Below are 12,695 nucleotides of genomic sequence, written 5' to 3'. Positions count from 1 at the left end.
CTAATCTATTGCACGAACACCTTCTACATAAATGTTGATCTTCTCGATCTCCATTCCTGTAAAAGCCTCGACTTTATATTTTACATTATTTACAAGATTATCTGCAATAGTGCTGATATTTACGCCATACGCCACGATCACGTGAAAATCCAGACGGATCTTATTGTCCTCTGTGATCTTAACATTAATACCGTGCTGCAGAGAATCTCTCCTGAGCAGTTTCACAAGGCCGTCCTTCATGCTGACAGCGGCCATACCGATAATACCGAAACATTCTACTGCAACGCTTCCTGCATAAGTAGCGATTACATCCGTATCAATAATGATCTGGCCAAGGCCGGAATCTATACGTCCCTTCATATGGTTTACCTCCATTAATTTGATTTTCAAAATGTATATACTCTATTATACCCTTTTTCTTTCCATAACACAACGTCCAATTTTAGCACGCATTTTACCAAATAGCAAATTTATTTTAAAATTGTTTTAAAATTTTCCTTTTTTTGCTTGCAAAATGTAATTTCATCTGTTAGAATATGAACTGTTGAAAAAAAGCGTCAAGGAGGTGCTATCATGGCTAAATGCGCAATTTGTGAAAAAGGTGCTCATTTCGGAAATAATGTGAGTCATTCCCATAGAAGATCCAATAAGATGTGGAAATCAAACGTAAAATCCGTTAAGGTTAAAACTGAGAACGGAGCTAAGAAAATGTACGTATGTACTTCCTGCTTAAGATCCGGAAACGTTGAAAGAGCCTAAGTAACACCCGCCCTCACAGAAATGTGAGGGCTGTTTTTTTATAAAAATAAGTGCAAAAAAACAGGCGCAGAAAGGATTTCATTTCCTTCTACGCCTGTTTTATTTACAGAATAGATGATATCCGCACATCAGACACAGAGCTGCGGCGATCAGAAGCGCTACGGTCTCAGACACCAGAAGTCCGATCACCATCCCCAGTCCGATAAAAAACAGCATAAACCCAAGAACTTTTCCCATATCTTATACAGTCCTGTCTCTTTGGTTTAGTATATTTTATGCAGGGAGACCGCTTCTGAACACTTTTGCAGATTTTCTCTGTCTTCTGACCTGCAAAAACACATTCCAAAATCCTGTTTCACTTTCACTGGATTGAATCTGCAAATTGCAATGCACATCTTGCAGGTGTATTTTTGCTTACTCTTCTTCAGAGTCTGCAGTCTCAGCGCTGTCACTTCCGCCAGGTGCGAAGCGGTTTACAAAATCCGGAACCATATCCAGAACTTTGGTCAGTCCATCCTGGTTCTTTACGTTGACAAGCTTGGTGGTTCCATTCTGGATCACCAGCACGGCACATGGAGTCATTTTTCCGGCGAGACCGCCGCCTCCGTTGTTCTTCTTCTCTCCTGCGAAAGCTCCGGCACCTACGCCAAAGGATACGTCCACCAGCGGAAGTATAATCGTATCGCCTACGTGAATGGCGTCTCCCACTACCGTCTTGGCAGCTACAAAGCCATCCATTCCTTTAAACAGGGAGCTTACTGTTTCTTTGAAGTTGTTTTCGTTTTCCATTGTTTAGTCCTCCTTATGCTTCCATCGGTTGATGACGTATTTTACATTTTTATTGATATAGATCTCAAGTGCCGCCTTTACAAACATAATCCCATAAATCCGGCCTTTCAGAGATATATTTCCTGTGAGCTGGTTCTCCCCGTCAAAAAGGGGAGTGACCTGAATTCGGTTCTGATGGAATGGGAATGTCATTCCAAGAACCGCCAGAACTGTTCCTGTAATGGATGGATCATCACAGCCAAAAGTAACCTGGCCTTCCACTTTAGTTGGAAGTACGTGGTGGATCAGGCCTTTGGCATCTTTCCATACCAGGGCGATTGCGGCTTTGGTTTTCTCATTTCCAAGAAATTCCTTCCACCAGTCCAGCTTGCTTCGGATTCCGGCAATAGTATTTCGGATGTGCCGAATCTTCCCAAGGATGCCTTTTATAAAAGAAGTGATTTTCCTCCACAATGCCCCTGGAAGCCCTATGATCCTGGTTAGTATATCCCGGATACGGGTAAATAAAACCGGAAGTTGGCTCTTGCCGGACTCTGTGTTGACCGATTCCGAGGTTTCTCCCTCAATTACTTCTGGCACTTCATCTGCAACATCTTCTGTATTCGCAGCTTCCGGTGATTTCTTCTCGCTGACCGTTATTCTTACAATATCCGGTGATTTTTTCTCCGGCATTTCCCTTGACGGCTCCTGGCGAATTGGTTCCTGCTGTTCTTCTTTTTTCCTGGATTCTGCTTCGGAGCCTTCTTCTGTTCTTTCAGCTTCTGGTTCCGTTGTTTTCTCATGCGGCAGTTCTGATTCCTTTGCCTGGATTTCCTTTACTTCCGCTTTCTTTTCCGATGACTTCTCTGGCTCAGAGCGTGTTCGTTCTTTTTGTTTGCTGGACTTTTTCTGGTCATCTGCGGCAGCCTTTCCACTATCGGCAACCGGCTTCCCACTCTTTGCGCCAGTCTTCCCGCGGCTTCCCTGCCCCCGGCTTTGGCTTCTGCGCCTTCCACGCGCCTTGCGCCGCTTTCCAAGTCCATCCAGCCACCCTCGGATCTGATCCAGTGAAATCCCAAACAGGGTAATCACAAGCTTCTGCTCTCCGTTCTTGAAAAAGAACCGGACGCCGATCGCACGAAACAGCCAGCTTACCCTGGCTTCGATTTCGGCTTCCTTAAAGCTGTCGCCTTCCTTCGCGGCGGCCGCACTGTACCGCACCGGGCAGAACAGAACCAGCAAAACCGCCAGCAGCACAAGTCCCAGCAGGATTCCCAGAAGAATCAATATAAACTTTATGAGGATCCACAGTATATGTAACATGCGCTCACCTGTTCTTAAAATATTCTTTTACCTGAAATGCCCCTGTCTCACCATAAATATTCTTCACGATATCCACAGCCAGATCAGTTGCTTCATCTTTGCCCTTCGCCATGCCGATAATCTCCGGACACTTGGCATAATAACTCTTCTGGATCAGCATATAGGATGGAATGATCTCCAGAAGATTTCCCGGATTTTCAGACAATGTGACAAGATACACGCCAAGTGCAACCTTGCCTGCATCAATGCGTTTCTTCGTCTTCTCTGCGTCCTTGATTCCTTCCCCAACATAATAGTCTTCCCGCCATTTCAGCATATCTGGTACAACACTCCTTTGTTATAGAATGATTTCCCTTTCTTCCCAAATTTAAACCAGTAAACAAAAAATGAATCTTATGTTTGCAAAAAGGCTGCGTAACAAGACTACGCAGCCTTTATGATTGCATCTTCGCATTCCTCAGAAATACTTCTGCTGCCGATCCCATAATCCGGCACTTCTAAGCTCCAGATATTCCTGATATGCCTTCTCAACAATCTGCTTCTCATTTGCAAAGCGGAGCAGATGGTAGATTTCGTGGAATTTATAGTATCCTGAATCCACGAAAAATTCCTCTCTTTGAGGCTTGCTATGATAATTATCCGCCGTCATAAGATACCAATGTACCTCTTTGTTGACCATGTCCTCCGGCACTGTGAAATTATACTGGCTCTTTCCCACATATTTCACAATGGAGGCTCTCACATCAGCTTCTTCCTTGACTTCCCGCAATGCGGTCTGTTCATGGGTCTCTCCGGGCTCTACGGTTCCTTTGGGTAAAACCCAGCCCTCGTAACGGTTTTTGTAAGACTTATATAACGCTAGAATCTTACCTCGATGAATTACCACACCGCCACAGCTCGTTGCTTCTATCATGCTGCAATCCTCCTGTAATGCGTGTGTTTTCTAAACTGTTTATAGTATACCTCTTTTTCAGAAAACTGGCAACAGGGAATCTTCGTTTACAAAAAATATATTATAATAATTACAGCATCTGTTATTTGTTTGCATAATATGCATCAAAAATCTGGCCTGCGATGGGCACAGCGGCCTCACTTCCGGAACCGCCGTTCTCTACGATCACAGCTACCACAAGATCCGGGTCGTCCACATTGGAATAACCGATGAACCAGGAATGGCTGTGGCCTTCCTCATCAAATTCTGCGGAACCGGTCTTTCCTGCCACTGTATAGCTTCTGCCGGAAAGGGATGAGGCTGTACCGGAATCTACAACCTGTTTCATCAGCTTACCCAGAAGATTGGCTTCGTTGGAGCTCATCAGTCTCTTATAAGGAACAGGCTCTGTCTTTTTTACCGTGTCATTGCTGTCATTGACAACCTCATCAATCAGATATGGCTTCATAAGCACACCATCATTTGCAATTGCACAGGTGATCAGAGCCATATGCATAGGCGATACAAGCGTATTTCCCTGTCCGATAGCCGTCTGCATAATAAGAGGTGTCACGGATTTCTTGTCCAGTGAAAAGCTGCTGGTCCGATAAGCGTTCAAGGGCAGGCTTTTGTTAAACAGAAGATCCTCTGCAGTCCGGCGAAGGGAAGCACCGCCCAGATCAACTCCGATACTGGCAAATGCACAGTTACAGGAATTGGCAAAGGCACTGTAGAAATCCTCCTGTCCGTGAACTGTATTGTGATAACAATGAATGGTATGATCCTCCAAGGTAATACTTCCCTCGCAGAGATAATTGTATCCCTCAAAGGTTCCCTTGGTTCTGAAATAGTCAAGGGCTGTAACCACCTTAAAGGTGGAGCCGGGAGGATATGCACCATTGGTAGCACGATTCAAAAGGCTGCTGTCATTCTCATCATTTACAAGCGTCTGCCAGTTCTGTGCTATGGTATTGGGATCAAAGTCAGGCTTGCTCACCTCCACAAGACGCTTGCCTGTGGATGGTTCAATCACCACCACAGCGCCTCTTCGATCTCCAAGGGCATTATATGCCACATTCTGAAGATTGGCATTCAAGGTGGAAATAACCGTATCTCCTGTGTTCTTGGTATTCAAAAACTCATTCTTCAGCTGGGTAAGGAAAAAGGAGTGAGAGGTCAGCAGCGTAAAATTCGCCTCTGACTCCAGTCCGCTTTTCCCATTGGAATCATAGCCCACAACATGAGAAAACACGTTGGAATAAGGATAATTACGTGTCTCAGTCCCGTCCTCGCTCACATTGGTCTGCGCCAGCACCTGACCGTCTGCAGACATGATCTTGCCGCGCACCACCCGGTCAGAAAAAGAATCCTGCCTGGTGTTGTAGGGGCTGTTAATAAAATCATCGCTTTTGATGCCGTCGAAATAAATCAGATACCCGATCATACTGATAAAGATGATCCCAAAGAAAATGGAAACAAAGGTATACTCTTTATTTCTGGCTTTGCGCTTTTTAGTAATCTCTTTCTGCCGCTGCTTCAGCAGCTCTCTGTCTCGCTCTCTTCGCCGCTTCTCGTCGATGTCTCTCAATTTCTTCGTCCTCGTCCTCTCTATAAATATACAGGCCCTGGATAATGGCAATCATCAGGATCATACACATAATGGAGCTTCCTCCGTAGCTTACCAGCGGAAGGGTCACACCTGTCATCGGAATGAATTTGGTAGCTCCGCCGATGGTGAGAAATACCTGGAATGCATATTCCGTGCCAAGTCCAATGGCGATCAGTTTATAAAACGGATTCTTAATCTGCAGGGCAATCTCCACAATGGTAAGGAAAAAGCTCATGCACACAAGGATCAGGCAGATTGCAAAAATACCGCCCAGCTCCTCGCAGATCGCACTGAAAATAAAGTCATTCTTTACAACCGGAATTTTCTCCGGAGATCCCTGGCAAAGTCCCATGCCAAACCATCCGCCGGTCCCGATTGCAAACAGAGACTGCACGATCTGGTATCCCTCATTCTGATATACCGCCATAGGATCCTTCCAGGCGCTGACTCGCTCCCGCACATGTCCGAACAGGTGATAGGCGATCACAGATCCCACAGCGCCTCCTGCCAGTCCGATTCCCAGATAGACCGGCTTCCTGGTAGACACATAGATCATCACCATGTAGGCAACAAAGAAGATCACCGCACTTCCCAGGTCTCTGGAAAGCACCAGGATTCCCACGTGAAGACCAGCCACCACCGTTGCCAGAACTACTTTCTTAAAGGTAACTTCCCTTGCAAGAAGGGATGCCATAAAGAACACAAAAGTAAGCTTGATCACCTCAGAGGGCTGAATGCCCATAAGGGAAAGCTTCGCACCATAGCTGGTCTGGGCCAGCACAAGAACGGCTGCCAGAAGGACAACGCCCACGCCTGCATAGATCCAGGTAAGGTCCTTCAGAAATTTCATCTTCCGGATCATAACCGGAATCACCAGTGCTACCGCACTTCCGCAGGCAACGATCAGAAGCTGCTTATTGGCAGAAGCGATGTCCAGCCTGCACAGCATAATAAAGCCTACGCTGAGCAGCATGCACATATTATTCAGAAGAAGCATGGATGCATTCTTATAAATCCTGCGGTATAAAATCAGGATCGCCGCGAAATACACCATCATCTCCGCATAAAATACTGCCACCTTAAAATCAAAGGTTTTCAGAAATACTACCAGAAACGCGGTGAAATCCAGAAAAAAGGTAAGGGAAATCTGGGTCTGCAAAAGCCCTTTCCTGTCGGATGCGTGTTTCCCCACCACCAGATAGTAGCACAAAATTGTATATATGATCATCAGTGTAAGGATCACATATTTGGATAACTCAACAACAATATTAATCATACGCCTTTACTCGGCTCCTCTTTTAAAATGACCTTTTGTAAACTCATATTCCCGGGATACCCTGCCTTCCCGATAGGCAGCTACAAAATCTTCCAGAATCTGCTGTGTCTGTCCGGCACTCTCTATGGTAAAGGACAGCCGCACGGCAGATACCCCAAGCGCCTTCACCTTGTCCGCCTCTTTTAACAGGCCGTAGGGAAGACTGTTGTAGATGATATTATAACAGGGGCCTTCCGGCTTTGTATTTCCGGTTTTCCAGGGGTGACAGTAACAGACTACAGGAAATTCCTTGTCATAGCGGTCCTTCAGAACCAGCCTGTCCTCCTGGCGATTGCAGCCTGTAGTGTTCTTGCGGACACACTGGGCGCTGTGCATCAGGGGAAGCCTGCCGTATACAATCACCTCGCTGCCAGCATTTTCCCTGTGGCGAAGCTCCTTCTCATTTAATTCCAGGGGAACGGTATTTCGAAGTATCTTCTGATTTTTCCAGAAATGAATGGCCTCATCATTCCAGGTATAAAGGGAATGATCCAGCACGCATTTCTCAGAAAATCCAAGCTCTGCCAGACGGCTGTAGGATTCCAGGTTCCGCACCAGAAGACCTGTCATGCCTTCTTTCAGCCATTTCTGGATCTGGTCCAGATAGCCCTTGGGCGGATTTCCTCTTGTAATGTGAGGAAGGGAAAGGTACATCTCTTTGCCCTGGGAAAGGCCTGCCTGAAGGTATTTCTCCATCAGCAGGTAAGGCAGGTAAATGCCCTGGATTCCTTTTTCCCGGCAGAGAATCTCTGCTGCCTCATCGGTTTCGCAGGAAGCGTAGACTGGGATTGCTCCTTCTACACCATAGGAAACGTAATTTGAAGCCGATCTTTCTGTACTGCTGGCAGATTCTTCTGGCTTCATCTCCGCTTCTATCATTTTTTCCGCTTTATCTCTTCTGTATTTCTCAAGCAGCTTCTCCTGCAATTCTTCCAGCGCCTGGTGACGGGCCTCATTCAGAGTCTTCATCGGGACAAAAATGCTCTCTCCCATCTGGATATCCAAGCCTTCCCAGACAAAAGGCGTATTTCCAAGCTTGTCCATCTGCTGGCGGATGCGTTCCTCGGTTACAGGCTGGCTCTTGGCATACTGGACTTCTCCAAGAAATGCGGCAGCACTCTCGCCCCGGCATGATACCGTAAGAAACACAGGGGATTCCGGGAAAAGACTGAGCTCGCCTTTTATGGGCTCCTTAAGAGTCTTCGGCTGCAGGGATACTTCTCCGGTCTTTTTCTCATTGGTAAATGCCATCATCTGGGGACCGTTTCCCATCTGGTAATATCCTGTGCAGGAACCGCCGCGATTAAACAGGTCCAGAAGATATTTTCTGTCTTTTTCGCTTACCTGGTAGTTCTCCTGGCCTTTTTCAAAAAGAAGGTCCAGATATTTCCGGTACATGCCTGTAACGCCAGCTGTGTAGGAAGGCTGCTTCATTCTTCCCTCAATCTTAAGGGAAGTCACGCCAGCTTCGATAATCTGGGGCAAAATCTCAATGGTACAGATGTCCTTCAGGCTTAAGGGGCAAAATTCCCCTTTGCCGTAGTCCCGGGTCTTAAAGTTCTTCACCTGGTAAGGAAGCCTGCAGGGCTGTGCGCAGCGTCCGCGGTTTCCGCTTCTGCCGCCCAGAAGGCTGCTCATCAGGCACTGGCCGGAGTAGCTGTAGCAAAGGGCGCCGTGCACAAAGGCCTCGATCTCAATAGGGCTTGCCTGATGCATCCGGGAAAGCTCCTCCAGGGAAAGCTCTCTTGCGGCAACCACGCGGGTGGCTCCCTGCGCTGCCAGAAACTTCATGCCTTCCGGACCTGTGACCGTCATCTGGGTGCTGGCGTGAAGGTGAAGTCCCGGAAATTCCTGCTTCAAAACCGCAAACACGCCCATATCCTGCACGATCACCGCATCCAGTCCAGCCTCATAGTATGGCGTCAGATAGGCAATCAATTCTCCTTTTAGTTCTCTGTTCTTCAATAATGTATTGACTGTAAGGTAAAGCTTCCTTCCATGAATGTGGGCCGTGTCAATGGCCTTCAGAAGCTCTTCCTGGGTAAAATTCTGTGCGTATGCTCTGGCCCCGAACATGGAACCGCCTACGTAGACGGCGTCTGCGCCTGCCCCAAGTGCCGCCTCAAAGCCCTCGTAGGAGCCTGCCGGCGCCAGCAACTCTATATTTCGTTTCAAAGTATTTCCTCCAATTCCAGATTGTGGTTATAAAAGAGAAAAGAGGAATCACCTAGGCAATCCCTCCTGCTTTTTACTTCAGCATTTCATCCAGTTCTTTTTCCAGTTCCTTAACCTTGCCTTCCAGAAGATTCTTCTCGTCCAGAGCTTCCTGCTCGTTCTTCTGTGCTTCCTCGATCTGCATGCGAAGGGAGATCAGCTCATGCTTCAGGTCATACATCTCCTGATCCTTCTGCTGCAAGTCCAGTTCATAGGTCTCTACCTGCTTCTTCGCCTTGAAATAGTCGTCTGTAATATTCAGGCTGAGAAGCATATGCTTGGTCTCCATAGGCTGTCTGCCGTATCCTGGCACAGTCTCCAGCTCTCCTATCTTCTTATTCATATATGATGCAACCTGCTGGAAATATTCCTCTGATTCATATCCTCCCAGGGTAATGATCTTACCCCCGATGATCACCTGTGCTGTATTCTTGACCGCCATTCGTTCAAGCCTCCTGTATCTTTTATCAAATTCCGAATCCAATTTCCGGTTATCGGACTTCGTTTTCTCATTTTCAATTATGTAAGCATCCCTATTATAATCGAAAAATGTAGAAAAGTATAGGGAATTTTTACAAAAGTTTGTTTTTTATGTTTCAGGAACAGGAAATCCCAGGTGTTCGTAGGCGAGGGCGGAGGCCATTCGGCCGCGGGGGGTGCGGTTTAAAAAGCCGTTTTTCAGCAGGTAGGGCTCGTAGACATCTTCCAGGGTGCCGGAATCTTCTCCGATGGCGGCGGCCAGGGTGTCAAGGCCTACAGGGCCGCCTTTGAAGTTCACAATCAGGGTGTTGAGGATCTGGCGGTCCAGCTTATCCAGTCCGTACTGGTCTACTTCCAGCAGATTCAGGGCAAAACAGGCCACATCGTAGGTGATCCTGCCATCGTATTTTACCTGGGCAAAATCACGGACGCGCTTTAGAAGACGGTTGGCAAGTCTTGGGGTTCCGCGGGAACGCATGGCGATCTCACCGGCGCCTTTCACGTCAATTTCCACGCCAAGAACCTGAGCGGAACGCATAATAATGGTAGTAAGTTCTTTTTTGCTGTAAAATTCCAAATGGTGGATGACACCGAAGCGGTCACGGAGAGGCGCGGACAAAAGTCCGGCTCTTGTGGTGGCTCCTACAAGGGTAAATTTGGGCAGATCCAGACGGATGGAGCGGGCGGAGGCACCTTTTCCAATCATAATGTCGATGGCGAAGTCCTCCATTGCCGGGTAGAGAACCTCCTCTACCTGACGGTTCAGGCGGTGGATCTCGTCCACAAAAAGGATATCTCCCTCCTGAAGATTGTTCAGGATTGCTGCCATTTCACCTGGTTTCTCAATAGCAGGACCGGAAGTAACCTTCATGTGTACGCCCATCTCATTGGCAATGATCCCGGAAAGCGTGGTCTTTCCAAGCCCGGGAGGGCCGTAGAAAAGGACGTGATCCAGGGAATCGTGGCGCTGCTTGGCAGCTTCTATATAGATCTTCAGGGTGTTTTTGGTCTTTTCCTGACCAATGTATTCGTCCAGGGTCTGAGGACGGAGATTTCCCTCCAGGGAAAAATCCTCTTCCATGACGTCTGTTGTTATAATGCGATTGTCCATTATTTACCTCTTATATTCATATAAACGAATTGTAACCGCTTATGTCTTCACAGTTACATACAAAATTCTGCTTAGAGCCTGTTTGAAAAAGGCTTTCTGCAAAATATACCGCAAAGTGGGGCTTGCAGATTGCGGGAATGATTTTGGGGCACGCTCAGAAATTTTTCAGTGCAGCCTTCAAAATAGATTCTACGTCTACCGCCTCGGCGTCCGTCACCTTGCGCACAGCGCGAAGGGCATCGGTGCTGCTGTAGCCAAGGGCAACCAGCGCTTCCACTGCTTCCTGCTTGGCATCCGTCATTCCGGCTCCTGTGGCAGCAGCAGCTGCTCCCGCCTGTTCGTTGGCAAGCTTTTGCTCGAAGGCCTCTTCCAGGCTTAACTTATCTTTTAATTCCAGGATCAGCTTCTGGGCTGTTTTCTTCCCGATGCCAGGAGCTTTGGAAAGGGTTTTAACATCATCGGAGAGCACTGCGAACCGAAGCTCATCCGCAGTGATTCCAGCAAGTACGCCAAGCGCAGCCTTAGGTCCCACACCGTTTACCCCCAGCAGAAGCTTGAACACCTGCAAATCATCTTTATTGAAAAATCCGTAGAGCACCATAGCGTCCTCTCTCACCTGGAAATAGGTGTGAAGCTTCACTTCCTGGCCAATGTGAAGCTGGGCAAGGGCGTTTCCTGTCATATTTATTTCAAAACCGATGTAACCGGATTCCACGATTACAGAGGTTTCCGTGAGATCAGCTACGGTTCCGCGGATGAATGAGATCATAAGTGCCTCCTGAAAATATGTTTTGCAAAATTACTTCCTCTAAAAAAGAAGAGATTAAAATTCTTTGTCATCATACCATATCCCTGAGCAAAAAGCAAACATTCATTCGATTAAAAAAGGAAAATAATAAAGAGAATTAAAAAGGGCGCATTTTACAGTAAAGCATCAACTGTAAAAGCGCCGGGTATTATAATAAAGCTTTATTCTGCCTTACACAAAACTTTCCCATGATACAGGAACGTACAGATCAAAACCGTAAGCGGCACAGACAGCACAATTCCAAAGCTTCCTGCAAGTCCTTGCATAATAGCGATTCCGATATTATTGGAGTTGATAATCTGCTGATAAGGAAGGTCATACGCATAATCCAGAAGCAGCATGCTCACACTGCTTCCTGCAAAAGCCAAAATCAACGTATTGCTGTCCGTTCCCATCATATCCCTCGCCACGTGCATTCCTGCTTTAAACAGTGCCCCACGGCTCATACTCAGATTCTGGGCGTAAATCTCATACATGGAGCTGCACACGGACATTGCCACATCCATCACTGCACCAAGGCAGGAAATCAAAAGCCCGGAGAAAAGAAGCCCTCCCACCTGAATGCCGTTTGTATTCCACAGCGTCATCAAAGTTTCAATATCCGAAACATTGTAGCCTGTGATTCCCGATGCCATGCTGAAAAGCTGGGCGGAAATTCCGGCAATCACAACGCCTGCCACAGTTCCCAGAGTCGCTGCTATGGTTTTTCTTGTTGCGCCGCCAATCATATACATGGTCACCAGCGTAGTGATGAAGCACACAAATACCGCAGCTCCAAAAGGAGAAATATTCCGGTAGATCATAGGCAGATACACGAAGATCACGCAGAAAAATGTGAACACCAGCCCAATGCATCCTTTTATACCCTGACGTCCGCCTATGACGCACAACGCCAGCAGATAAAGCGCCGCAAAAATGTAGATGACCCACTCTCTGTCCTGGGTGTAGACACTGGCGATGGTGGTCTCTCCTGCTACACTTTGCATAACGATTACTTTCATTCCAACTTTACATGCAGCACCGAACAGATAACCGGAGCTGCTGGTTATTTCAAGATCTTCCCCTTTGCGGACACCTGTGAGCATGTGCACCCGCACTCTCTGCTCTCCCACTCTGGTACCGTTTTCTTCCAGATTGTCCTGGAGAATTTCCGTTACTTCTGCTTTTTCGAAGGTCTGTCCCGTGCGGACAACCAGCTCTGTTTTGTCTACCTGATTCAAAAAGTAAACAAAAATTCCAAATATAACAATGATCAATCCTAAGATACAGCGCCAGACTGCTTTTTGGGAAAAGCGAAGTCCGGCGTTGTTTTTGTTTTGCATCTGATTCATTTTATTACTCATTTCTATTGCATATTTTTGATTTCTGTCAACTTTT

14 protein-coding genes and 1 pseudogene are annotated in these 12,695 nt (G+C 47.0%); 2 read left to right on the top strand and 13 right to left on the bottom strand.

Features of this window, described 5'->3' with window-relative positions:
* Positions 1–360 carry an Asp23/Gls24 family envelope stress response protein gene (locus tag H8S54_RS06725; protein WP_117851829.1) on the bottom strand — a complete coding sequence of 120 codons (360 nt, stop codon included), beginning with the start codon at positions 358–360 and terminating at the stop codon, positions 1–3.
* 213 nt (positions 361–573) lie between these two features.
* Here H8S54_RS06725 and rpmB point away from each other — a divergent pair, with 213 nt between their 5' ends.
* The gene (gene rpmB, locus H8S54_RS06720) at positions 574–759 is read left to right on the top strand and encodes a 50S ribosomal protein L28 (protein WP_021925509.1); all 186 of its coding nucleotides are present in this window, start codon (positions 574–576) and stop codon (positions 757–759) included.
* Positions 760–858: 99 nt separating this feature from the next.
* Here the strand turns inward: rpmB and H8S54_RS06715 are convergent, their stop codons facing one another.
* The 10 genes from H8S54_RS06715 to ruvB form a co-directional block, all read right to left on the bottom strand.
* The gene (locus tag H8S54_RS06715) at positions 859–996 is read right to left on the bottom strand and encodes a hypothetical protein (protein WP_178105307.1); all 138 of its coding nucleotides are present in this window, start codon (positions 994–996) and stop codon (positions 859–861) included.
* Between the two features lie 177 nt (positions 997–1,173).
* Positions 1,174–1,548, bottom strand: coding sequence for a GerW family sporulation protein (locus H8S54_RS06710; RefSeq protein WP_021925511.1), 375 nt, complete (start codon positions 1,546–1,548; stop codon positions 1,174–1,176).
* A 3-nt stretch (positions 1,549–1,551) separates the two neighbouring features.
* Complete coding sequence (locus tag H8S54_RS06705) at positions 1,552–2,850, bottom strand: hypothetical protein (protein ID WP_178105308.1); 1,299 nt, start codon at positions 2,848–2,850, stop codon at positions 1,552–1,554.
* Between the two features lie 4 nt (positions 2,851–2,854).
* Positions 2,855–3,166, bottom strand: a complete 312-nt coding sequence (locus H8S54_RS06700) for a hypothetical protein (RefSeq protein WP_021925513.1) — start codon at positions 3,164–3,166, stop codon at positions 2,855–2,857.
* 141 nt (positions 3,167–3,307) lie between these two features.
* A complete protein-coding gene (locus tag H8S54_RS06695) occupies positions 3,308–3,763 on the bottom strand; it encodes an NUDIX hydrolase (protein WP_021925514.1) in 456 nt (151 codons plus the stop codon).
* 121 nt (positions 3,764–3,884) lie between these two features.
* The gene (locus H8S54_RS06690) at positions 3,885–5,369 is read right to left on the bottom strand and encodes a peptidoglycan D,D-transpeptidase FtsI family protein (RefSeq protein ID WP_173766598.1); all 1,485 of its coding nucleotides are present in this window, start codon (positions 5,367–5,369) and stop codon (positions 3,885–3,887) included.
* A complete protein-coding gene (locus H8S54_RS06685; RefSeq protein ID WP_117851841.1) occupies positions 5,293–6,666 on the bottom strand; it encodes an FtsW/RodA/SpoVE family cell cycle protein in 1,374 nt (457 codons plus the stop codon). The genes H8S54_RS06690 and H8S54_RS06685 overlap by 77 nt, the downstream gene beginning before the upstream one ends.
* Before the next feature lie 6 nt (positions 6,667–6,672).
* Positions 6,673–8,880: a peptidase U32 family protein gene (locus tag H8S54_RS06680; RefSeq protein WP_021925517.1), complete on the bottom strand. Its 2,208-nt coding sequence runs from the start codon at positions 8,878–8,880 to the stop codon at positions 6,673–6,675.
* Between the two features lie 73 nt (positions 8,881–8,953).
* Entirely contained in the window at positions 8,954–9,361 is a 408-nt protein-coding gene (zapA, locus tag H8S54_RS06675) for a cell division protein ZapA (protein WP_021925518.1), read from the bottom strand.
* A gap of 147 nt (positions 9,362–9,508) precedes the next feature.
* On the bottom strand, positions 9,509–10,510 hold the full coding sequence (gene ruvB / locus H8S54_RS06670; protein ID WP_021925519.1) for a Holliday junction branch migration DNA helicase RuvB: 1,002 nt from the start codon (positions 10,508–10,510) through the stop codon (positions 9,509–9,511).
* A gap of 92 nt (positions 10,511–10,602) precedes the next feature.
* Between ruvB and H8S54_RS19325 the strand changes: the two are divergent.
* Positions 10,603–10,656: pseudogene (locus H8S54_RS19325) on the top strand (DUF6783 domain-containing protein); the annotation flags it as partial.
* Between the two features lie 8 nt (positions 10,657–10,664).
* Here the strand turns inward: H8S54_RS19325 and ruvA are convergent.
* Together ruvA and H8S54_RS06660 are read right to left on the bottom strand one after the other, a co-directional pair.
* Entirely contained in the window at positions 10,665–11,279 is a 615-nt protein-coding gene (ruvA, locus tag H8S54_RS06665; RefSeq protein WP_021925520.1) for a Holliday junction branch migration protein RuvA, read from the bottom strand.
* A 200-nt stretch (positions 11,280–11,479) separates the two neighbouring features.
* Positions 11,480–12,649 carry a YibE/F family protein gene (locus H8S54_RS06660; protein ID WP_243176676.1) on the bottom strand — a complete coding sequence of 390 codons (1,170 nt, stop codon included), beginning with the start codon at positions 12,647–12,649 and terminating at the stop codon, positions 11,480–11,482.
* Positions 12,650–12,695 lie beyond the last annotated feature (46 nt).

The sequence above is a fragment of the Blautia segnis genome (genome assembly GCF_014287535.1).
Taxonomy (GTDB): domain Bacteria; phylum Bacillota; class Clostridia; order Lachnospirales; family Lachnospiraceae; genus Blautia_A; species Blautia_A acetigignens.
Note: the sequence above shows the minus strand (reverse complement) of the source record. Positions and strands in the feature narration are given on the sequence as shown.